Annotated in this window: 20 protein-coding genes and 6 tRNA genes; 24 read left to right on the top strand and 2 right to left on the bottom strand. The window is 44.1% G+C overall.

Features of this window, described 5'->3' with window-relative positions; genetic code table 11:
• Positions 1-90: 90 nt before the first annotated feature.
• Both glnA and QGN29_RS12800 read right to left on the bottom strand, forming a co-directional pair.
• The gene (gene glnA, locus QGN29_RS12805; RefSeq protein ID WP_310798260.1) at positions 91-1,515 is read right to left on the bottom strand and encodes a type I glutamate--ammonia ligase; all 1,425 of its coding nucleotides are present in this window, start codon (positions 1,513-1,515) and stop codon (positions 91-93) included.
• Positions 1,516-1,558: 43 nt separating this feature from the next.
• Complete coding sequence (locus QGN29_RS12800) at positions 1,559-1,897, bottom strand: P-II family nitrogen regulator (RefSeq protein ID WP_310798259.1); 339 nt, start codon at positions 1,895-1,897, stop codon at positions 1,559-1,561.
• 307 nt (positions 1,898-2,204) lie between these two features.
• Here QGN29_RS12800 and QGN29_RS12795 point away from each other — a divergent pair.
• The 24 genes from QGN29_RS12795 to nuoK all read left to right on the top strand — a co-directional run bounded on the left by QGN29_RS12795 (position 2,205) and on the right by nuoK (position 22,308).
• Positions 2,205-2,281: transfer RNA gene (locus QGN29_RS12795), tRNA-His, on the top strand.
• Positions 2,282-2,427: 146 nt separating this feature from the next.
• On the top strand, positions 2,428-3,990 hold the full coding sequence (locus QGN29_RS12790; RefSeq protein ID WP_310798258.1) for an NAD(P)H-hydrate dehydratase: 1,563 nt from the start codon (positions 2,428-2,430) through the stop codon (positions 3,988-3,990).
• Between the two features lie 226 nt (positions 3,991-4,216).
• Positions 4,217-4,301 (top strand) — tRNA-Leu (locus QGN29_RS12785).
• A gap of 122 nt (positions 4,302-4,423) precedes the next feature.
• On the top strand, positions 4,424-5,989 hold the full coding sequence (gene tig, locus QGN29_RS12780) for a trigger factor (RefSeq protein ID WP_310798257.1): 1,566 nt from the start codon (positions 4,424-4,426) through the stop codon (positions 5,987-5,989).
• A 234-nt stretch (positions 5,990-6,223) separates the two neighbouring features.
• Complete coding sequence (gene clpP, locus QGN29_RS12775; RefSeq protein WP_310798256.1) at positions 6,224-6,850, top strand: ATP-dependent Clp endopeptidase proteolytic subunit ClpP; 627 nt, start codon at positions 6,224-6,226, stop codon at positions 6,848-6,850.
• A 181-nt stretch (positions 6,851-7,031) separates the two neighbouring features.
• Positions 7,032-8,282 (top strand): ATP-dependent Clp protease ATP-binding subunit ClpX, encoded by a 1,251-nt coding sequence (clpX, locus tag QGN29_RS12770; RefSeq protein ID WP_310798255.1) that lies wholly within the window; start codon positions 7,032-7,034, stop codon positions 8,280-8,282.
• A 241-nt stretch (positions 8,283-8,523) separates the two neighbouring features.
• The gene (gene lon, locus QGN29_RS12765; protein ID WP_310798254.1) at positions 8,524-10,926 is read left to right on the top strand and encodes an endopeptidase La; all 2,403 of its coding nucleotides are present in this window, start codon (positions 8,524-8,526) and stop codon (positions 10,924-10,926) included.
• 171 nt (positions 10,927-11,097) lie between these two features.
• On the top strand, positions 11,098-11,373 hold the full coding sequence (gene hbs / locus QGN29_RS12760) for a non-specific DNA-binding protein Hbs (RefSeq protein WP_310798253.1): 276 nt from the start codon (positions 11,098-11,100) through the stop codon (positions 11,371-11,373).
• 157 nt (positions 11,374-11,530) lie between these two features.
• A tRNA-Val gene (locus QGN29_RS12755) sits at positions 11,531-11,606 on the top strand.
• A 26-nt stretch (positions 11,607-11,632) separates the two neighbouring features.
• Positions 11,633-11,708, top strand: a tRNA-Val gene (locus QGN29_RS12750).
• Between the two features lie 125 nt (positions 11,709-11,833).
• Positions 11,834-12,262 (top strand): BLUF domain-containing protein, encoded by a 429-nt coding sequence (locus QGN29_RS12745; RefSeq protein ID WP_310798252.1) that lies wholly within the window; start codon positions 11,834-11,836, stop codon positions 12,260-12,262.
• Between the two features lie 143 nt (positions 12,263-12,405).
• Positions 12,406-12,482, top strand: a tRNA-Asp gene (locus QGN29_RS12740).
• Between the two features lie 185 nt (positions 12,483-12,667).
• Positions 12,668-12,744 (top strand) — tRNA-Asp (locus QGN29_RS12735).
• A gap of 257 nt (positions 12,745-13,001) precedes the next feature.
• Positions 13,002-13,367: an NADH-quinone oxidoreductase subunit A gene (locus tag QGN29_RS12730; protein WP_310798251.1), complete on the top strand. Its 366-nt coding sequence runs from the start codon at positions 13,002-13,004 to the stop codon at positions 13,365-13,367.
• Positions 13,358-13,924 carry a NuoB/complex I 20 kDa subunit family protein gene (locus tag QGN29_RS12725; protein ID WP_310798250.1) on the top strand — a complete coding sequence of 189 codons (567 nt, stop codon included), beginning with the start codon at positions 13,358-13,360 and terminating at the stop codon, positions 13,922-13,924. Before QGN29_RS12730 ends, QGN29_RS12725 begins: the two co-directional genes overlap by 10 nt.
• Before the next feature lie 91 nt (positions 13,925-14,015).
• On the top strand, positions 14,016-14,645 hold the full coding sequence (locus tag QGN29_RS12720) for an NADH-quinone oxidoreductase subunit C (protein WP_310798249.1): 630 nt from the start codon (positions 14,016-14,018) through the stop codon (positions 14,643-14,645).
• A gap of 2 nt (positions 14,646-14,647) precedes the next feature.
• On the top strand, positions 14,648-15,832 hold the full coding sequence (locus tag QGN29_RS12715; RefSeq protein WP_310798248.1) for an NADH-quinone oxidoreductase subunit D: 1,185 nt from the start codon (positions 14,648-14,650) through the stop codon (positions 15,830-15,832).
• Positions 15,829-16,428 carry an NADH-quinone oxidoreductase subunit NuoE gene (gene nuoE, locus QGN29_RS12710; protein WP_310798247.1) on the top strand — a complete coding sequence of 200 codons (600 nt, stop codon included), beginning with the start codon at positions 15,829-15,831 and terminating at the stop codon, positions 16,426-16,428. The genes QGN29_RS12715 and nuoE overlap by 4 nt, the downstream gene beginning before the upstream one ends.
• 10 nt (positions 16,429-16,438) lie before the next feature.
• Entirely contained in the window at positions 16,439-17,725 is a 1,287-nt protein-coding gene (nuoF, locus tag QGN29_RS12705) for an NADH-quinone oxidoreductase subunit NuoF (RefSeq protein WP_310798246.1), read from the top strand.
• 18 nt (positions 17,726-17,743) lie between these two features.
• A complete protein-coding gene (nuoG, locus tag QGN29_RS12700; protein WP_310798245.1) occupies positions 17,744-19,786 on the top strand; it encodes an NADH-quinone oxidoreductase subunit NuoG in 2,043 nt (680 codons plus the stop codon).
• Between the two features lies 1 nt (position 19,787).
• Positions 19,788-20,849 (top strand): NADH-quinone oxidoreductase subunit NuoH, encoded by a 1,062-nt coding sequence (nuoH, locus tag QGN29_RS12695; RefSeq protein ID WP_310798244.1) that lies wholly within the window; start codon positions 19,788-19,790, stop codon positions 20,847-20,849.
• Positions 20,850-20,854: 5 nt separating this feature from the next.
• A complete protein-coding gene (gene nuoI / locus QGN29_RS12690) occupies positions 20,855-21,334 on the top strand; it encodes an NADH-quinone oxidoreductase subunit NuoI (RefSeq protein WP_310798243.1) in 480 nt (159 codons plus the stop codon).
• A 23-nt stretch (positions 21,335-21,357) separates the two neighbouring features.
• A complete protein-coding gene (locus QGN29_RS12685; RefSeq protein WP_375164711.1) occupies positions 21,358-21,987 on the top strand; it encodes an NADH-quinone oxidoreductase subunit J in 630 nt (209 codons plus the stop codon).
• A 9-nt stretch (positions 21,988-21,996) separates the two neighbouring features.
• On the top strand, positions 21,997-22,308 hold the full coding sequence (gene nuoK, locus QGN29_RS12680; protein ID WP_375164607.1) for an NADH-quinone oxidoreductase subunit NuoK: 312 nt from the start codon (positions 21,997-21,999) through the stop codon (positions 22,306-22,308).
• Positions 22,309-22,311: the final 3 nt, after the last annotated feature.

Here is a 22,311-nt window from a genome sequence, read left to right as displayed (position 1 = left end):
AGTACTGCGGTCTCTAGGATTATGACTGCAATAGCAAAAGCCCCGCCAGAAGGCAGGGCTTTTCCTCAAATAGTTCTCAGTGGTCAAAAATTATGCACTATAGTACATGTCAAACTCTACTGGATGCGGAGCAAGTTCCAGACGGTTTACGTCTTCCCACTTAAGTTCCATATATGCATCAATTTGATCATCAGTGAACACATCTCCTTTTTTCAGGAAGTCACGATCAGCATCAAGAGATTCTAGGGCCTCACGGAGGCTGCCAGCAACTGTTGGGACGCCTGCAAGTTCTTCTGGAGGAAGAGCATATAGATCTTTATCCATCGCATCGCCAGGGTGAATCTTATTTTCAATGCCATCAAGGCCAGCCATAAGCATTGCTGCGAAGGCTAAGTATGGGTTCGCCACAGCGTCTGGGAAGCGTGCTTCGATTCGTTTTGCTTTTGGAGAAGAACCATAAGGAATACGAATTGAGGCTGAACGATTGCGTGCAGAATATGCAAGAAGTACTGGGGCCTCGAAGCCTGGTGTTAAGCGCTTATATGAGTTTGTAGAAGGGTTTGTGAAAGCGTTTAATGCTTTAGCGTGCTTAATGATTCCACCGATATAGTAAAGGGCTGTTTCGGACAGATCCGCATAGCCTTCACCGGCGAAGAGTGGGTTGCCATCTTTCCAGATAGACATATGTGTGTGCATGCCTGACCCATTGTCAGCAGCAACTGGTTTTGGCATGAATGTCGCAGTTTTACCGTATTGGTGAGCAACTTGGTGAACGCCGTACTTATAGAGCTGCACGTTATCTGCTGTTTGCGTAAGGGTAGAGAAAGCCATGCCAAGTTCGTGCTGAGAAGCTGCAACTTCGTGGTGGTGCTTATCCATTGTTGGGCCCATTTCCTTAATGGCCTTAACCATGTCACCACGAATATCATTCATGCTATCAACTGGTGCTACAGGGAAGTAACCACCCTTTTCGCGAGGGCGATGGGCTTGGTTGTTTTCATCGTATGACTTGCCGCTATTGTAAGGACCTTCAACGTCATCCATACGATAAAAAGCTGTATTGTATTCGTTACCAAATTCAACATGATCAAATACAAAGAATTCAGGCTCTGGACCAAAGAATGCAGTGTCACCGACACCTGAAAATTTAACATATTCTTCTGCTTTTTTCGCTGTAGAACGGGGATCGCGAGCATAAGGTTGACCGGTTGCAGGCTCTAGGATATCGCAGAAAAGAACGATTGTTGGGTCTGCAGTGAAAGGATCAACAGTGACTGCAGATAAGTCAGGCATAAGAATCATATCTGATTCATTAATAGCTTTCCAGCCTGAGATAGAGGAACCATCAAACATGAAGCCTTCTTCAAGAATATCTTCATCAATAAGATCAGCGCACATTGTAAGGTGCTGCCATTTCCCTTTAGGGTCTGTAAACCGGAGGTCAATCCACTCAATATTATGTTCTGCGACGAGCGCCAGGAGAGATTCTGCATTTAAATCTGTAAATTTGGACATGTCGGCCCTTTCTTCTTTTCTGTTTAGAGTTAGTCTTTTTAAGTTAAATTGCGTCTGAACCAGTTTCACCGGTTCGAATGCGTATTGCGTCTTCAATGGGGGATACGAAAATTTTGCCATCGCCAATACGACCTGTTTGAGCGGCCTTTAAGATGGCTTCTACAGCAGCCTCGACTTGGGCATCCTCGAGAACGATCTCAAGTTTGACTTTTGGAACAAAGTCGACAACATATTCTGCACCGCGGTATAATTCGGTATGGCCTTTTTGACGACCAAATCCTTTTGCTTCAACGACAGTGATTCCTGATATGCCGACATCAGAGAGAGCCTCTTTAACTTCATCCAGTTTGAAAGGCTTGATTATGGCTTCTATTTTCTTCATGAGGACCCATTTTTTTATCTATTAAATCAGATTGCTTTTTTAGAGCGCTGCAATCTTGCTTGTTCTTCTATTGCACTGGCTGTGCCAGTTTTCAAAAACCTTGTAATTGTAGGTTTCTCCCCTTACAGCCGATCAAAAGTGCACAAAATAGAGGCGTAAATTGCATAAAATATAGGCAATTGAGTATTTTTTATGCTTCTTCATTTGATGATAAAAAGACCAAGCCAAGAAAAAAAATATAAAAGGCGCTGTTTTACACTTGACGAGAAGGGATAGTCGGGACTATTTAGGCGCACCCATTCATGTGGCGGGTGTAGCTCAGTTGGTTAGAGCGCCAGATTGTGATTCTGGAAGTCGCCGGTTCGATCCCGGTCACTCGCCCCACTTCTTTTCTTTGTATTCCTAACTCCATAAAAGTGTATTTGTGCGGTGTACTCAATATTTTGAGATCGATTGTATCAAAGACTTGCACCTTCTCTCAGTTATGCTTAATGATATGTCTTCGATACATATCTGCTCAGGAGAGGGTTTTGGTAGGGACCAATACACAAACAATAGCTAAATCGAATGACTGGACAGTTTATCCGTCTCCGGGATTTTATAATTCTGATTGTGTTTTACTGCGCCCAGAGGAAAGCATCAAAGCTGATGCATTGGCTGTTGAAGCAGGCATATCTTCTGTGCAACTTATGGAAACTGCAGGGAAGAGTGTCGCTACAGTAGTAGCCCAAGCGGTATCAGCACCTTCTGATCTGGCTGGACCAGTTTGTGTTCTTTGTGGTCCAGGTAATAATGGCGGGGACGGATTCGTTGCCGCACGCTATCTTGAAGACTGGGGTTTCCCCGTAAAATTATATTTAGTTGGTAAAGTGTCAGATCTCAGCGGTGACGCGCATTATATGGCCGAACGGTTTGAGGGGACAGTGAATCAAGCGACCCCCGACTGTGTGAAAGGCGCGTCGATCATACTCGATGCTCTTTTTGGTGCAGGGCTCTCTCGGCCTGTCTCTGGTATTTATGCTGATTTAATTGAGGCAGTTAACCATGAAGAAGATGCTTTAACAATTGCAATAGATTTACCCTCTGGCCTGGATGGCGCGACAGGTCAAGCTCTTGGATCTTGTGTTAAAGCAGATGTCACGGTTACATTTTTTACCCGCAAACCCGGGCACGTTCTTTTGCCAGGCCGTTTTCTTAGTGGAGGATCTGACCATATTCATGTGATGGATATTGGTATCCCAACAAAAACTTTAACAGATATTCAAGCGAAAACCGGCGAGAATATTCCCCTAGCTTGGCAGCATCTCTACCCAATAACATCTCCTTTTGCACACAAGTATAATAAAGGGCATGTGCTTGTCCTAGGCGGACGCGAACCCACGTTAGGGGCCTCTCGTTTGACATCTATGGCCGCTCTGCGTTCTGGAGCGGGACTGGTGTCTTTAGCATGTCCCAGTGAAAGTTATTCTGTGCAAGCCACAGCGCTCACCGATATTATGGTTCGTCGTTTTGATTCAAACTTTGGTTTCCTTGGTTTTTTAGATGATCCACGGTTAAACGTTGTGACCATTGGTCCAGGCGCTGGTGTTGGCGAGAAAACAAATGAACTCGTCTTAGGGGTTTTGAAAAGAGATATTCCCTGTGTCCTAGATGCAGATGGTCTTTTGAGCTTTGTGGGACGGTCAAAAAAACTCAAGCGCAAGTCTAAGGGAGACTTGAAATTGGTTCTGACCCCTCATGAGGGCGAGTTCACACGCCTTTTCCCTGAATATCCCCTTTCTGAAGGTCGGTTGATGGCGGCAAGATCAGCTGCTGCAGATATGGGGGCAGTTGTTGTCTTAAAAGGGGCTGATACTATTATCGCCCATCCCGACGGGCGCGCATATATCAATAGCAATGCGCCCACTTGGCTCTCCGTTGCAGGTACAGGTGATGTACTGGCCGGAATGATTGCAGGTTTAATGGCACAGGGAATGCCAGCTTTTGAAGCCAGTAGTGCTGCTGTCTATTTCCATTCTGAATCGGCTATGACAGCAGGGAAGGGCATGATTGCTAGTGATTTGCTTCCTATCATTGCACGTGTATTACCTTAATTCTGTTTAGGTGCGTAATAAAATCAGTACCTAAATCTCCTAAAAATCAACGAAAATTACTCAGCCATCAGAAAAAAATCATTTTCTTGTAAAAAATGTCTTGTCTAATAAATTTTGGCTGTTATAAGCACCTCCAGACAGGACATGGAATAGGCTTTGCCTTGAACTTGTCCGGCCTGGGCACGGGAAAGTGTTTAAAACCATTAGGTTTTAATTTGTTGAGTGTGCGGGTGTGGCGGAATTGGTAGACGCGCCAGATTTAGGTTCTGGTGTCTTATGGCGTGGGAGTTCGAGTCTCTTCACCCGCACCACTTCAAAACACTATCCTGTAAGTCCCTAGAGGAAAATGCCCCATCATTGTATGGGGCTTTTTCATTTGGAGAGCCTTGGTTTGAGGAGTTAACTAGATATTATACAGAAAGTGGGACCTCCCATGAATGTTGAAGAAATTCTAAACGAAGGTCTGTCACGCGAGTTCAAAGTAACTCTTGCTGCTGACGACCTAGATGCCCGTCTTAATGCAATCCTGAATGAATTCCGTGCGACAGCTCGCATCAATGGATTCCGTCCAGGAAAAGCCCCTCTCTCATTGCTTAAAAAAATGCACGGTGAACGTGCTAAAGGTCAGGTTTTGAATGAAGCTATTCAAAACAGCCTTGATAAGCTTATGGAAGAAAACTCATTGAAGCCTGCTCTTCAGCCTGCTGTTGATTTGGTTGACGAAGCTGAGTGGGATTACGGTAAAGATCTTGCTTTTTCTGTGAAGATGGATGTTCTTCCAGAAATTAAAGTTGATGACTTCAAAGCACCAGCCCTTGAGCGCTGGGTAGCTGAAGCATCAGATACACAAGTCGATGAACGTCTTACTGAAATGGCGTCTCGTCAGAAGTCTTTCAAGAAAGCAGCAAAAACAGTTAAAGCGAAAGAGGGCGATGCCGTTCTAATCGATTTCGTTGGCTCTGTGGATGGTGTTGAGTTTGAAGGCGGAAAAGGCGAAGACTTCCAGCTAGAACTTGGTTCTGGTCAGTTCATCCCTGGTTTTGAAGAGCAACTTGTAGGTACTAAGGCTGGAGCGGACGTTGAAGTCAATGTTGCTTTCCCAGCTGATTATCACAGTGAAGACCTTAAAGGGAAAGACGCTTCTTTCAAAGTAGCTGTTAAAGAAGTTCGTCGTGAATCAGAAACAAAAATTGACGAAGAATTTGCCAAAGGCATGGGCTTTGAAGATGTTGATGGTCTTAAAGACGCTGTTAAAGGTTCTCTTGAGCAAGAGACAGCAGCTCTTACCCGCGCTAAGCTTAAGCGTTCGCTTCTCGATTCTCTTGCTGAAGATTATACATTTGCGGTTCCTGAGAAGATGGTTGATATGGAATTCAATGCTATATGGGAGCAAATCAAACGTGACATGCTCTCTTCTGGCGAAGCAAAAGCAGAAGACCTTGAAGGCCTTGATAAGCCAGCTGATGAAGCAGAAGCTGCAGAATTCCGCGACATTGCAGAACGTCGTGTACGTCTGGGTCTCTTACTTTCTGAAATTGGTGTTGCAAACAATGTTCAAGTCACAAACGAAGAAATTAATCGTCGTGTGATTGAAGAAGCCCGCCGCTTCCCTGGTCAAGAACAACAAATCTTTGAATTCTATAGCCAAAATGAGCAAGCAAAAGCTCAACTACGTGCTCCGATCTTTGAAGAAAAAGTTGTAGACTTTATTCTTGAGGGTGCTGATCTTACAGATAAGTCTGTTTCATTCGAAGAACTAGACAATGCTGTGCGTGCCATCGACGAAGAAGAAGCTAATCCAAAAGCGAAAAAAGCACCGGCTAAGAAAAAAGCTCCTGCTAAGAAAAAAGCAGCAGCAAAGAAAAAAGCGCCTGCTGAAAAGAAAGCTCCTGCTAAGAAAAAGGCACCGGCGAAGAAAAAAGCTGCACCTAAAAAAGCAGCAGCAAAAAAAGCGCCAGCTAAGAAAAAAGCGCCTGCTAAGAAAAAAGCTGCTAAATAAGCATCACGTACTTTTTAAAAATAATGAAGAAGGCTTGGATTTTTCCGAGCCTTTTTTTATGGAAGACTTCCTTTTCGGGTCGAATATCTTGGCAAAATAGGGGTAAAGAAGAGTTATCCACAGATTATTACCACTTATGATGATTTTGTGACTTGCTGCCCTTGCATATCGTTTGCTAGAGATTACCTATTATAAAGCTGCATGAAACAGCGAGAATTTATTCAGGAGAGACTGATGGTAGATATTGTAGATGATTTTAAAAACCTTCTTGTGCCGATGGTTGTAGAACAGACTAATCGGGGCGAGCGCTCTTTTGACATTTTCTCTCGTTTACTTAAAGAACGGATCATCTTTTTAACTGGAGCAGTTAATGATGAAGTTTCTGCACTTGTGGTTGCACAGCTTTTATTCTTGGAGGCCGAAAATCCTGATAAGGATATCAGCTTCTATATTAATAGCCCTGGAGGGGTCGTAACATCTGGCATGGCCATGTATGACACAATGCAGTATATCAAGCCTAAAGTTGCGACTATTTGCATTGGTCAGGCTTGTTCTATGGGTTCTTTACTGCTTGCCGCAGGGGAGCCGGGCATGCGTTATGCACTTCCAAATTCGCGTATAATGATTCATCAGCCATCAGGCGGCGCTCGCGGACAAGCTTCTGATATTGAAATTCAGGCTCGCGAAATCTTGAAATTGCGAGAGCGTCTCAATGATATTTATGTGAAACATACCGGTCAGAAGCTCAATAAAATTGAAGCGGCAATGGATCGTGATAACTTCATGAGTGCTGAAGAGGCCCTTAAGTTTGGATTGATCGATCAGGTCTTTGAAAAAAGAAGTGATTTAGAAGAAGAGTAAGGAAGCCTCTCACTTCATGCCCTTATACGGTCATGATTGGCGTTATGCTTGAGGGTGAATAAAAATCTATTTTTTGCTTGAGATAGGCCTAAAAACCGCTAGCATGGAATAGAAAGTCAATATTTTGTAGGTTAGAGAGCTTTGAGTGTAAAGATGCATCTAACAGAGTAAGAAGAGTGAAATGACGGACGAAGAAAACAAATCAACACTTTATTGTTCCTTCTGTGGCAAGAGCCAGCATGAAGTGAAAAAGCTTATCGCCGGACCGACAGTTTTTATCTGCGATGAATGTGTTGAGCTGTGTAATGACATCATTATGGAAGAGAGCAAAAGCAATCTTTCTAAAGGAAGTGATGGGGTTCCTACCCCTCAAGAAATCCTTGATGTTCTAAATGATTACGTTATCGGACAGGGGGGCGCTAAAAAAGTTCTTTCTGTGGCAGTTCATAATCATTACAAGCGCCTTCACCATGCCACCCAAGGCGGCGGCGAAGTCGAGTTGTCCAAATCAAACATCCTTCTTGTCGGACCAACAGGGTGCGGTAAAACTCTGCTGGCACAAACATTGGCGCGCATCCTTGATGTACCATTTACCATGGCAGATGCAACAACACTAACTGAAGCAGGTTATGTCGGTGAAGATGTTGAGAATATCATTCTTAAACTCTTGCAGTCTGCAGACTATCAAGTTGAGAAAGCACAACGTGGTATTGTCTATATTGATGAAGTAGACAAAATCACCCGCAAGTCTGATAATCCTTCTATTACCAGAGATGTGTCTGGTGAAGGCGTGCAACAAGCACTCCTGAAAATCATGGAAGGAACAGTTGCTTCTGTCCCTCCACAAGGCGGACGCAAGCATCCTCAGCAAGAATTCCTTCAAGTTGATACGACAAATATTCTGTTTATTTGCGGTGGGGCTTTTGCTGGGCTTGATAAAGTTATTTCAACACGAATGCAGGATAAATCAATTGGTTTTGGTGCTTCTGTTGCGGCGCCAGATGATCGGAATACCGGAGAGCTTTTCCAAGACGTAGAGCCTGAAGATCTTTTGAAATTTGGTCTCATTCCTGAATTTGTGGGTCGTGTGCCAGTTCTTGCAACACTTGAAGATTTGGATGAGGACGCTCTTGTACAAATTCTCTCACAGCCGAAAAATGCACTTATGAAACAATATCAAACTCTATTTGATATGGATGAAACAAAGTTGACCTTTACGGATGATGCTCTCATTGCTGTTGCTAAAAAGGCAATTGAGCGGAAAACAGGGGCCCGTGGACTTCGCTCTATAATGGAGAATACATTGTTAGATACAATGTTTGACCTTCCAGGAAGTGAAGGGGTTGAAGAGGTTGTTATTAACGCAGAAGTGGTTGAAGGTAATGCTGAACCCCTGTTAATCTATGCTGAAAAGAGAAATGAGGCTGGTTAGAGTCGTTTTTCTTTCAAAAACACCAATAAAATAGAGATTAGGGGCTTGAAATTCGTGTTTCAGGCCCCAAATCTTGAAGCAAGTATGATAAATACTGTATTTGGAGCTCTTTTTTTGCCTTTAGTGACTTTTTTCTTCGCTTAAAGACAATTCCTATACTAAGCTTTTTTCAATTGATTGTTCCAAGTCAGTTTATCACAACAAACGTTCCTAGTAATCTACACAAGAGATAGTCACTGCTATGTATCAAGAAGAAAAACAAATATTCCCAGTTCTCCCTCTCAGAGATATTGTCGTCTTTCCAAACATGATTGTTCCGCTGTTTGTTGGGCGCGATAAGAGTGTTGCCGCACTTGAGCAGGTGATGGGAGATGATAAACAAATCATGCTGGTGGCCCAAAAGGATGCTGGCGAGGATGATCCTAGTGTTGAAGATGTTTATGAAATAGGGACGATTGCTACAGTCTTGCAACTGTTGAAATTACCAGATGGAACTGTAAAGGTTCTTGTGGAAGGCGGTACGCGTGCTCAAGTCATTGAATATACGCGTACGGATGATTATTTCGAAGCTCGCGCCGAACCCATTCCAGATGAAGTCGGATCTGAAGAAGAGATGGAAGCTCTCTCTCGCTCAGTGGTCTCTGAATTTGAACAATATGTGAAGCTGAATAAAAAAATCCCAGCAGAAGTCTTGGTAACCGTCAATCAAATCGAAGATCCGGTGAAACTTACTGATACAATTGCAGCACATTTGGCCTTGAAAGTTGGGGACAAACAGGAATTGTTGGAAACCGCTAGTATCATTGAGCGCTTAGAGCGTGTTTATTCCTACATGGAAGGTGAAATCGGTGTTCTTCAGGTGGAGAAGAAAATCCGTGGCCGAGTAAAACGCCAGATGGAGAAAACTCAGCGCGATTATTATTTGAATGAGCAAATGAAAGCGATTCAAAAAGAATTGGGCGACGGCGATGATGGACGTGAAGAAATTCAAGAACTTGAAGATAATATTAATGAGACAAAATTAAGTAAAGAGGCCAAAGAGAAATGTTTGGCTGAGCTTAAAAAACTCAAAAATATGTCTCCCATGTCAGCAGAAGCCACTGTTATTCGCAATTATCTAGATTGGATGCTTTCTGTACCTTGGAGCAAAAAGAGCAGAGTGAAAAAAGATATCAAGAAAGCACAGCTTGTCTTGGATACAGACCACTTTGGTCTTGAGAAAGTTAAAGAACGGATCATTGAATATTTGGCTGTTCAGCAGCGGGCAAAAAAATTGAAAGGACCAATTTTGTGCCTTGTTGGCCCACCGGGTGTTGGAAAAACCTCGCTTGGTAAATCGATTGCAAAATCGACAGGGCGTGAATTTGTACGTTTCTCACTTGGTGGTGTGAGAGATGAATCTGAAATTCGCGGTCATCGGAGAACTTACATTGGATCCATGCCCGGTAAGATTATGCAAAACATGAAGAAAACAGGGACCTCTAATCCTCTTTTCTTATTAGATGAAATTGACAAAATGGGGCAAGACTTCCGCGGTGATCCAGCTTCGGCATTGCTTGAAGTTTTAGACCCTGAACAAAACAGCAAATTTAATGATCATTATCTTGAAGTTGATTATGATTTATCTGATGTGATGTTTGTGACAACGGCTAATAGCCTCAATATGCCGCGTCCACTTTTGGATCGGATGGAGATCATTCATCTTTCTGGGTATACCGAAGACGAAAAGATTGAAATTGGGAAACGCCACCTTCTGCCAAAATTAATGAAAGATCATGCCATCAAGAAAGATGAATGGAGCATTTCTGACTCTGCCATTCAAGATGTGATCCGATATTATACCCGTGAAGCAGGCGTGCGAAGTTTAGAGCGAGAGCTTGCAAAATTAATTCGCAAAGCTCTGAAAGAAATTGTCGAAGGATCAAAAGAAAAGATTGCAGTTACAACACGAAATTTAAGCAGTTATGCTGGTGTCAGGAAATTCCGTTTTGGTGAAGTAGAAGAGCAAGATGAAATAGGTTTAACAACAGGACTGGCCTGGACCGAGGTTGGCGGTGAACTTCTTGCAATTGAAGCGGTAATAGTCCCGGGTAAAGGACAGGTTAAACAAACAGGTAAGCTGGGCGAGGTTATGAAGGAATCGATTTCCGCGGCTTGGTCTTTTGTTCATTCGCGCTGTGTAGAGTTTGGCATTTCACCTAAAACTTTTACAACTAAAGATATTCACATTCACGTACCGGAAGGTGCTACTCCAAAAGATGGTCCAAGTGCTGGCATTGCCATGGTGACATCAATCGTTTCTGTTCTCACCGGCGTCGCTGTTCGAAAAGACATCGCGATGACGGGAGAGGTAACATTAAGAGGACGTGTTTTACCAATTGGCGGCTTGAAAGAAAAGCTTCTCGCAGCGCTTCGCGGAGGCATCAAAAAGGTACTGATTCCCGCTGATAATGAAAAGGATCTAGCGGATATACCCGATAATGTGAAAAAAGGACTCGAGATTGTTCCCGTTTCGCACGCTGATGAAGTGTTAAAACATGCATTGGTCGAAGAACTCGAATCAATTGACTGGCCAGATGAAGCTGAGTTATCCACAATTTCTGGGGAAAATGATGAAAATACCCCCGATTTGACGACTCATTAGGTACTGATTGACCTAAATTCAAAAAAGCAAGTAAAAAAAGTTATAAAAACCGCAGCTTTCTGCGGTTTTTTATTTTGACAGATGGTTTTTTTTAAGATTAAACTGCCATTGCATTCGGGATACGAAAGCAATGAACAATAACAATTCTATCTCAACCTAGAGGGGGATACCTTGAATAAGAATGATCTAGTTGCAAAAGTAGCTGACGCTGCTGAACTTTCTAAAGCTGACGCTGGTAAAGCTGTCGACGCTGTATTTGAAGCCGTAACATCAACACTTGCTGGTGGTGATGAAGTACGTCTTGTTGGTTTTGGTACATTTTCTGTAGCAAACCGTGCTGCTTCTAAAGGCCGCAATCCACGTACAGGCGAGGAAATTGATATTCCTGCGTCTAAGCAGCCTAAGTTTAAAGCTGGTAAAGGTCTAAAAGACGCTGTAAACAGCTAATTTCGGGCATATATCCTTAAGGGACGGTCGCAAGTTTCTTGCGGCCGTTTCTTTTTTGTAAAAAAAATATATTTTTTGCTGGACAATGACCTCATAAGCTCTTAGAAACCGCTCGTCCACAAGGAACATAATTATGTTTCGGATCATTTGGCGAAACGGGTGATTAGCTCAGTTGGTAGAGCATCTCGTTTACACCGAGAGGGTCGGCAGTTCGAGCCTGTCATCACCCACCATCGCCAAAATTAAGTCTTCAGTGTAGGGGTGATTAGCTCAGTTGGTAGAGCATCTCGTTTACACCGAGAGGGTCGGCAGTTCGAGCCTGTCATCACCCACCACTGAACTTTAAAAATAGGCTGCCTTTACGGGCGGCCTTTTTTTATGGGCCGGTACTTCTTGCTTAAGAAAACTTTCACACTAGTTCTCAGTATATAAAAGAATTATTGCAACTGAGGAGAAGTCCATGCCAAGTCAGCTTAGTCAACTTGTGTACTACAGTGAAGTAAATGAACAGAATAAGCTTGAACTTGAAAGTCTTCTTCATAAAGCACAAGATCATAATTCGAAGAATTATATTACAGGTGCCTTATGGGCCTACGGGAAATTTTATATACAGGTCTTAGAAGGAGAGCGGGCGAAGGTCAGTGATTTATATCATAATATATGTGCAGACCCCCATCACAATGGGGTGGTTCTCGTAGGCTGTATTGATATTGAAGAACGTGACTTTGCAGATTGGTGGATGGCTTTCATCATGGATACAGATGTAAATCGAGAAGCAATATTAAAATATTCTTGTTCAGACCGTTTAGAACCCAGGAAAATGAGTCATCAAAGATTAATACAATTGATGAAAACTGTAAAATTAAGCCAGACAGCTAGAAGTGACTAAAGAGAATTTACAATGTGCTTGGTTCTGTAAATTGCAGCAATTTCAAGTGCTTTTACTGGATCTTCCGCAATTCTCAAAAAAATCTTAAAAAATAAATTGACACTGGCTCAAGTTGACCCTAAAACGCCTCTCGCAAGCAGCGCGCGGGTGTAGCTCAGATGGTTAGAGTATCGGCCTGTCACGCCGAGGGTCGCGGGTTCGAGCCCCGTCACTCGCGCCACTTGCATTATAATTTAAAGAAACGCTCAACCCCTTGTGGTCTGGGCGTTTTTTTTATTTCGGGTGGCTTGGAATAATAAGTGAAATTCGTCTGATAAACTAGGGCACAAAAAAAAATTCAAAAAAGTGAAATGTGTTGTTGACAGATGAGGTGCTTGCTCGTAAAACCCATCTCGCAAGCAGCGCGCGGGTGTAGCTCAGATGGTTAGAGTATCGGCCTGTCACGCCGAGGGTCGCGGGTTCGAGCCCCGTCACTCGCGCCACTTGCTCAAAACAAGAAGCCCTGCCTTTCGGTTAGGGCTTTTTTGTTGCTTAGATACCATCTTCCCTTTAAAGCTATTATTAAGACGAAAGTACTAGACTTTCTCTTAACAGGAAACTTGACTAGATTTGTCAGCTTTTGTGAAGCGAATACAACTAGGTGCGAACGGTTCTTAATAAGGATTTCTTCCTTGCATCAAGGCGTTAGAGTGGATAAAAGGTCCTGAATTTGTGCCAACAAAGTTATGGAAGATCCCTTATGGAATCCTTACTGATTAACTATCTGCCGATCCTGATTTTTCTTGGAATTGCAATCGGCCTAGCTTTAGTCTTTGTATTTGCTGCGATGCTTGTTGCTAAACAACGTCCAGATGAAGAAAAACTCTCAGCATATGAGTGTGGTTTTGAGGCCTTTGACGAGACACGATCTCAGTTTGATGTTAGATTTTATCTCGTTGCAATTCTCTTTATTATCTTTGACCTTGAAGTTGCTTTTCTTTTCCCGTGGGCCGTGTCCTTGGGTGGGATCGGTGTCTTTGGTTTTTGGTCAATGATGATATTCTTGGGAATTTTAACGATCGGCTTCATTTATGAGTGGAAAAAAGGAGCTCTGGAATGGGAGTAGATAACCCAGTCACAACTGCTTCAAAGTCAGGAACAGCATTGTCGCCAGTGCCAGGTCCTGCTGCAGAGGATTATTATAATAAGCTGTCTCAGGAGGTTACTGAGAATGGCTACGTTCTTACATCAATTGATGATTTGATTAACTGGGCGCGGACTGGATCTTTGTGGTGGATGACTTTTGGTCTTGCCTGTTGTGCTGTTGAAATGATGCATACGTCAATGCCACGGTATGATGTTGAACGTTTCGGGTTTGCACCACGTGGTTCACCTCGTCAGAGTGATGTTATGATCGTTGCTGGTACATTAACCAATAAAATGGCACCAGCCATGCGTAAGGTTTATGATCAGATGCCTGAGCCTCGCTATGTTATTTCAATGGGCTCTTGTGCAAACGGAGGTGGCTATTATCACTATAGTTATTCCGTTGTTCGTGGATGTGATCGGATTGTCCCTGTTGATATTTATGTGCCCGGCTGTCCTCCAACTGCTGAGGCTTTGCTTTATGGTGTTCTTCAGCTGCAGCGTAAAATTCGCCGCACAGGTACTTTAACGCGATAAGAATAGAATTGCAGGAAGGCTAGGGGATAGCCTTCTTTAAATGTTGAAAGACCAGTTTGTCTGGTCGCTATAACTAAGGGAGCGCATTAGCGTGACTGATACAGCCTTAAAAAGCTTAAGCGAGCATATCGCTACAAGTCTGGAAAATGAGCTGGTTGATACTAAGATCGATCGGGGCGAGCTGACAATTACAGTACGCCGTGATCATATCCTCAAGGTATTAACCTTTTTGCGTGATGATCCAGAGTGTATGTTTAAATTACTGATGGATGTATGTGGGGTAGATTATCCAGAACGGATTGAGCGTTTCGATGTGGTCTATCACCTGTTAAGCATGTCAAATAACGCACGCATTCGTGTGAAAGTCCATACTGATGAAGAAAAGACTGTGCCGAGTGCAGTTTCTGTATTTCCATCGGCAGGCTGGTTTGAACGTGAAACCTGGGACATGTATGGTATTTTCTTTGCAGATCATCCAGACTTGCGTCGCATCCTTACAGATTATGGGTTTCAAGGACATCCCCTGCGGAAAGACTTCCCGTTGACTGGATTTGTTGAAGTTCGGTATAGCGAAGAAGAAAACCGCATTGTGTATGAGCCTGTAGAACTTAAACAAGAATTCCGTGACTTCGATTTCATGTCACCTTGGGAAGGGGCTAAGCATATCCTTCCAGGGGATGAGAAGGCTGAAGAGGATGTATCTGAGGAGGCTGAGGGATAATCATGTCTGACGTTGATGTTGATATTCAAAACTATTGCCTGAACTTTGGTCCGCAACACCCTGCAGCGCACGGTGTTCTTCGTATGGTTCTTGAGCTTGACGGCGAGGTGATCGAGAGAGCAGATCCTCATATTGGCCTTCTTCACCGAGGCACTGAAAAGCTAATTGAGCATAAGCAGTATCTACAGGCTTTGCCATATTTCGATCGTCTCGATTATGTTGGAACAATGAATCAAGAGCATGCCTTTGTTATGGCAATTGAAAAGCTATTGAATCTTGAAGTGCCGGATCGCGCTCAGTATATCCGTGTGCTTTACTGTGAAATTGGCCGTGTCTTAAATCACTTGATGAATTTGCTTACACACGCGCTTGATGTTGGTGCCCTGACGCCTATTTTGTGGGGCTTTGAAGAGCGTGAAAAGTTGATGGAATTCTATGAGCGTGTCTCTGGAGCACGCCTCCATACTGCCTATTTCCGCCCTGGCGGTGTCCATCAGGATATGCCAGATGGTTTGGCTGATGATATTCTCGCGTGGTGTGAGACTTTCCCAAAGGTTATGGGTGACATCGAATCATTGCTTGTTGATAACCGTATTTTTAAGCAGCGAAATGTCGATATCGGACGCTTCACCTACGAAGAGGCACAGGAATGGGGCATGTCAGGCCCTATGATTAGATCTACGGGTGTTGCTTGGGATCTGCGTCGTTCTCAGCCTTATGAAGTCTATGATAAAATGGATTTTGACGTTGTCGTTGGTACCAGTGGTGATTGTTATGATCGCTTTATGCTGCGTGTTGCAGAGATGTACGAATCAATAAAAATTATCAAACAGTCTATTGAGCAAATGCCATCAGGGCCTGTGATTTCAGATAATCGGAAATTTGCACCGCCGCGTCGTGGTGATATGAAACGCTCTATGGAATCGCTCATTCACCACTTTAAACTTTTCACAGAGGGTTTCAAAGTGCCTGAAGGGGAAGCTTATGCAGCTGTTGAAGCTCCTAAAGGTGAATTAGGTGTTTATCTTGTTTCAGACGGGTCTAATCGCCCGTATCGTTGTAAAATCCGAGCCCCTGGGTTCGCGCATATGCAAACTATGGATTTCTTATGTAGAGGTCACATGCTCGCAGATGCGCCAGCTGTTCTTGGTGCGATGGATATTGTATTTGGTGAGGTGGACCGATGAGTGCTGGTACACTAATGCACGGTGATAAATTCGAATTTACACCGGAAAATGAAGAAATTGCAAAATGGCATATTGCTAAATATCCAGAAGGAAAACAGCAATCTGCTGTCATGCCTTTGCTGGATCTAGCACAACGCCAAAATGATGGTCACGTTACCGTGGAGATTATGGAATATCTTGCAGACTATCTTGGAATGCCGGCAATCCGCGTTCAAGAAGTTGCAACTTTCTATACCATGTATAATCACAAGAAAATTGGTAAGCATCACGTTCGTGTATGTGGCACAACACCTTGTTGGTTACGCGGGTCAGATGACATTATGAAAGCCTGCAAAGACAAGCTTGGCATTGAAAAAGGGCAGACCACAGAAGATGGCCTTTTCACCCTTGACGAGATCGAGTGTGCCGGGGCGTGTGTGAATGCGCCTGTGCTTTCAATTGGCGATGACTATTATGAAGATTTAACCCCAGAATCAGTCGTTGAGCTTTTAAACAAGCTTGCTGCTGGCGATGATCCGAAACCAGGCCCTCAAGTTGATCGCTTGAATAGTGCCCCAGCTGGCGACAAAACCAGCTTGTTTGGTTCAGAAGAATAGGGAGTTTAGAATGCTACAAGATAAAGATCGCATCTTTACAAACCTTTACGGTGCAGAAAGTCCAGGTATAGAAGCGGCGATGAAGCGTGGTGACTGGAATGGCACTAAAGAGATTATTGAAAAAGGCATTGATTGGATTGTCGATGAGATGAAGGCATCTGGTCTGCGGGGGCGCGGCGGTGCTGGCTTCCCAACAGGGTTGAAATGGTCTTTCATGCCTAAGGATGGCTCTCCGGAAAATCCTTCCTATCTTGTTGTTAATGCGGACGAGGGCGAGCCTGGGACCTGTAAAGACAGAGATATGATGCGCCATGATCCTCATAAATTAATTGAAGGATGTCTCATCGCTGGTTTCGCGATGCGTGCTAAGGCGGCCTATATTTATATCCGCGGTGAATTTATCCGCGAAATGCAAGCGCTTAATAAAGCTATCGAAGAAGCAAGAGACAAAGGCTTCCTCGGTAAAAATGCCTGTGGCACAGGATATGACTTTGATGTCTATGTTCATGCTGGTGCAGGGGCCTATATTTGCGGCGAGGAAACGGCTCTTATCGAAAGCCTCGAAGGAAAGAAAGGCCAACCGCGTCTTAAACCTCCTTTTCCAGCGAATGTAGGAGCATGGGGCCGCCCAACAACGGTGAATAATGTGGAATCAATTGCAGTGGTACCAACAATTTTGCGTCGCGGTGCCGATTGGTTCTCAGGAATTGGGAAGCCCAATAATACGGGGACGAAAGTTTTCTGTATTTCTGGCCATGTGAATAACCCTTGTAATGTTGAAGAAGAAATGGGCATTCCCCTTAAGGAGCTTATTGAAAAGCATGCAGGCGGTGTGATTGGCGGATGGGATAATCTTTTAGCTGTTATTCCAGGCGGATCATCAGTTCCTGTGTTGCCTAAGGACATTTGTGATACGGTCTGCATGGATTTTGATAGCTTAAAAGAAGTTCAGTCTGGGCTTGGGACCGCTGCGGTCATTGTTATGAATAAGTCTACGGACATTGTGAAAGCAATTGCGCGCCTTTCTGAGTTTTATAAACACGAATCATGTGGTCAATGTACACCGTGCCGAGAAGGTACAGGTTGGATGTGGCGCGTGATGGAACGTTTAGTCGAAGGACGTGCTGAGAAAGAAGAAATCGATATGTTGTTGGATGTAACGAAACAGATCGAAGGACATACAATTTGTGCACTTGGTGATGCTGCAGCTTGGCCTATACAAGGTCTGATGCGCCATTTCAGAAGTGAAGTAGAAGCTCGTATCGACGCCTATCAGGCGAAGATGGCAGCTGAATAGATCGGAGCGGAGAAAATAATGCCAAAGCTTACGATTAACGGTACAGAAGTAGAAATAGAAAACGGTGCTACAGTTTTGCAAGCCTGCGAAGCTGCTGGCGTTGAAGTCCCTCGCTTCTGTTATCACGAACGGTTATCCATTGCAGGAAACTGCCGGATGTGTCTTGTTGAAATGGAAAAGGCTCCAAAGCCGATTGCCAGTTGTGCAATGCCAGCCGGCGACGGCATGGTTATCCATACCAATACGGACACTGTGACCAAAGCACGTGAAGGCGTGATGGAATTCTTGCTCTTAAATCATCCGCTTGATTGCCCAATTTGTGACCAAGGCGGAGAATGTGATCTCCAAGATCAATCCGTTGCCTTTGGTGGCGGGGACAGTCGCTATGATGAGAATAAGAGAGCTGTTGCTGAAAAAGATATGGGACCGCTCATTTCTACGACCATGACACGCTGTATTCACTGTATGCGCTGTGTTCGCTTCTCAACAGAAGTTGCAGGTGTCGATGATATGGGTAGTCTATGGCGCGGTGAAGATACTGAGGTGACAACATACCTAAATCAGATACTTGACAGCGAACTTTCTGGCAACGTGGTTGATCTATGTCCTGTAGGGGCCTTAACAAATAAGCCTTATGCTTTCACGGCTCGGTCATGGGAATTAACTAAAACTGAATCAATCGATGTGATGGATGCTCTTGGCTCAAATATCCGTGTGGATAGTCGTGGGGCTTCTGTAATGCGCATTTTACCGCGACTTCATGAAGATGTGAATGAAGAATGGATTTCTGACAAGACACGCTATGTCTATGATGGGTTGAAAAAACGGCGCTTAGACCGTCCTTACATTCGGAAGAATAAAAAACTTGTTGAAGCGTCATGGGCAGATGCCTTTAAAGCCATCAAAAAAGGTCTCAAAGGTCTCGATGGTAAAGAAATTGCTGGCGTTGTCGGTGATCTTGCAGATATGGAGAGCATGCTCGCTCTGAAGGATTTGCTCGCGTCTCTTGGTTCAAAACAGATAGAAAGCCGTGTAGACGGTGCTGCAATTGATGGCAGCGTTCGTGGTGGATACGTGATGAATAGTGGTATCTACGGTATAGAGGAAGCAGATGTTCTTCTGATCGTTGGTTCAAACCCGCGCCTCGAAGCTTCTGTGATGAATAGCAGAATTAGAAAGGCTGTACGTCATTTGGGCCTGAAAGTTGCAAACGTAGGGTCTGCGACTGATTTAACCTATGCTGTTGATGAACTTGGTGACGATGCGTCAATTCTTGCGGCGATTGCTGACGGCTCTCATGCTTATGCTAAAACACTGAAAGACGCAAAGAAGCCAATGATCCTTGTCGGCCAAGCGGCCCTGCAAGGGGAAGCCGGTTCAGCTGTATTGAAAGCAGCCCGTGATATCGCCGATACTTATTGCGTGCGCGATGATTGGAACGGCTTTAATATGCTTCATACAGCAGCCAGTCGTGTTGGTGCGTTGGATCTTGGTCTCACAACAAAAGGCGGCATGGATGCTCTTTTGAACGATGCTCAGGCAGGAAAAACGAAAGCTGTCTTTAACCTTGGAGCTGACGATTTCGATACAGCGTCATTCAAAGATGTCTTTACAGTCTATATAGGAACCCATGGTGATGAGGGTGTTAAACATGCTAATGTTATCCTGCCATCAGCATCTTATACTGAAAAATCAGGAACTTACGCGAATACTGAAGGCCGTGTACAACGCACAGCCAAAGCGGTCGCAGCGCCTGGTGATGCTCGTGAAGACTGGACAATCTTAAGGGCTCTGTCTGATGTGGTAGGCGACACATTGCCGTATAACAATTTGGGTCAATTGCGCGCGAAGCTTGAAAAAGCTGTTCCTGCCACAGCCCAAATTGATGCCCTGCATGACAATGCTTGGGGTGATTTTGGCACCAAAGGACCTATTTCTCAAAACGGCATTACCACTTATGTCGACAACTATTACCTCACAAATCCAATTGCGAGAGCTTCCGACATTATGGCGGACTGTGTAACGGCTCGTGAGACTGAAGCTCAGGAGGCTGCGGAATAATATGGTTGAGATAATTAATAGCTTTTTTGCTGAATTAACGGGGGGCGGTAGTTTTACCTACTTGTTCGCGATTGTGGCATCCATTCTTGCCATTGTCCTGCCTCTTCTTTTAGCAGTCGCTTTCTCGGTTTACTTCGATCGTAAGATTTGGGCCGCGGTTCAAATGCGCCGAGGCCCTAACGTTGTTGGGCCGTTTGGCTTGCTTCAGTCTTTTGCAGATGGTTTTAAACTGTTTTTGAAGGAAACTGTCATTCCAGCAGGGGCTAACAAGGTCATTTTCTTAATGGCGCCTATGATTACTTTCGTTCTAGCGATGGTTGGTTGGGCTGTCATTCCATGGGATATGACTGATGACGGAGTCGTTGTTGCCATTTCCAACCTTAATGTTGGAATTCTTTATATCCTTGCGATCTCATCTTTAGGGGTTTACGGCATTATCATGTCGGGTTGGGCATCAAATTCACGCTATGCTTTCCTCGGTGGCCTTAGATCTGCGGCACAAATGGTCTCATACGAAGTATCGATTGGTTTCGTATTGATCTGTGTGCTTCTAAAAGTAGGCTCTCTGAACCTAGCAGATGTTGTGATCGCTCAAGAGGGTGGCATCTGGAATTGGCATATGTGGGCTTTCTTCCCAATTTATGTGATCTTCTTTATTTCTGCCTTAGCAGAGACAAATAGGCCTCCCTTTGACTTACCAGAAGCAGAAGCGGAATTGGTTGCTGGATATCAGGTTGAATATTCATCGATGGCTTTTGCACTGTTCTTCCTTGGGGAATATGCGAATATTCTATTGATGAGTGCTGTGATGGCTATTCTCTTCCTGGGAGGCTGGGATCCAATCATTCCTGCTTTGGATTTTATTCCTGGATGGATCTGGCTTCTGGGTAAAACGGCTTTTGGTTTCTTCCTATTTGCTCTCGTTAAAGCATTTGTACCACGCTATCGTTATGATCAGCTGATGCGATTGGGTTGGAAAGTCTTTCTACCTCTCTCACTATTCTTTGTGATTTTCTATAGTGCCATTCTTGTTTACGGCGATATGCTGCCGGTGAAAGGATAAGGACGATGATGCAATTTATTAAGAGCCTCTTCCTTTTAGAATTCGTGGGTGCCGTATTTCTGTCTATGAAATATTTTTTCGCTCCGAAGGCTACCATCAATTATCCCTATGAGAAAGGGCCTCTCAGCCCACGGTTTCGGGGGGAGCATGCACTGCGTCGTTACCCAAATGGTGAAGAACGCTGTATTGCTTGTAAATTATGTGAGGCGATCTGTCCGGCGCAAGCCATCACAATCGAAGCTGAGCCTCGTGAAGATGGATCCCGTCGTACGACTAAATATGATATCGACATGACAAAATGTATCTATTGTGGATTTTGTCAGGAAGCTTGCCCTGTGGATGCTGTGGTTGAAGGACCGAATTTTGAATTCGCGACAGAGACACGCGCAGAGCTTATGTATAATAAAGAAAAGCTGCTTGAAAACGGTGAACGTTGGGAGCGAGAAATCGCTGCGAACCTTGCCGCTGATGCACCTTACCGCTAAGGATTTGACAGATGATATTTGATATTCCTGTAGCTAGCCTTGCTTTTTATCTCTTTGCCTTTGTGACAGTGGCATCGGGTGTGCTGGTTATTTCGGCCAGAAACCCAGTGCACTCGGTTATGTGGCTCATTTTGGCATTCTTTAGTGCGGCTGCACTTTTTGTATTGTTGGGTGCTGAATTCCTAGCAATGCTGTTAATCATTGTATATGTGGGCGCTGTTGCTGTTCTCTTCCTCTTTGTAGTGATGATGCTTGATATTAACTTTGTTGAGCTTCGCCAAGGGTTCCTCCAGTATCTACCTTACGGAGCTATTATCGGCTTGATCATGTTGGTTGAGCTGATTGTGATCATTGGTACATGGCATTTCGCACCCAATTCTGAGAAGAATTTGGACGCAAAAATGTCAGATATTCCTAATACGGAAGCTCTTGGTAACCTTATCTACACAGACTATCTGTTGATTTTCCAAGCATCGGGCATGATCTTACTTGTTGCGATGATTGGTGCAATTGTTCTCACGCTGAGAACAAGAACAGGTGTGAAGAAACAAAATATTAATTCACAGGTTCGACGTCGCCCAGAAGACGCCTTCAAACTTGTTGATGTAAAATCAGGCGAGGGCGTCACTGGCCCTATCGCTGGTAAAGAATAGGAGGTAGTGATGATGGAAATTACTCTTGCACACTATCTAGCTGTAGGGGCTATTCTCTTTGTCTTTGGGATTTTCGGTATTTTTCTTAACCGAAAGAATGTGATCATTATCCTTATGTCTGTAGAGCTTATGCTGTTAGCAGTGAATATTAACCTCGTGGCCTTTTCTTCTTATCAAGGAGATCTTGTGGGTCAAATTTTTGCAATGTTTATCCTGACTGTTGCTGCTGCTGAAGCTGCAATCGGGTTAGCGATCCTTGTTATTTACTTCCGTAACCGCGGTTCTATTGCGGTGGAAGATATTAACCAAATGAAAGGCTAGGCA

The sequence above is a fragment of the Temperatibacter marinus genome, assembly GCF_031598375.1.
GTDB lineage: Bacteria > Pseudomonadota > Alphaproteobacteria > Sphingomonadales > Kordiimonadaceae > Temperatibacter > Temperatibacter marinus.
This window is presented reverse-complemented; position numbering and strand designations above follow the sequence as displayed.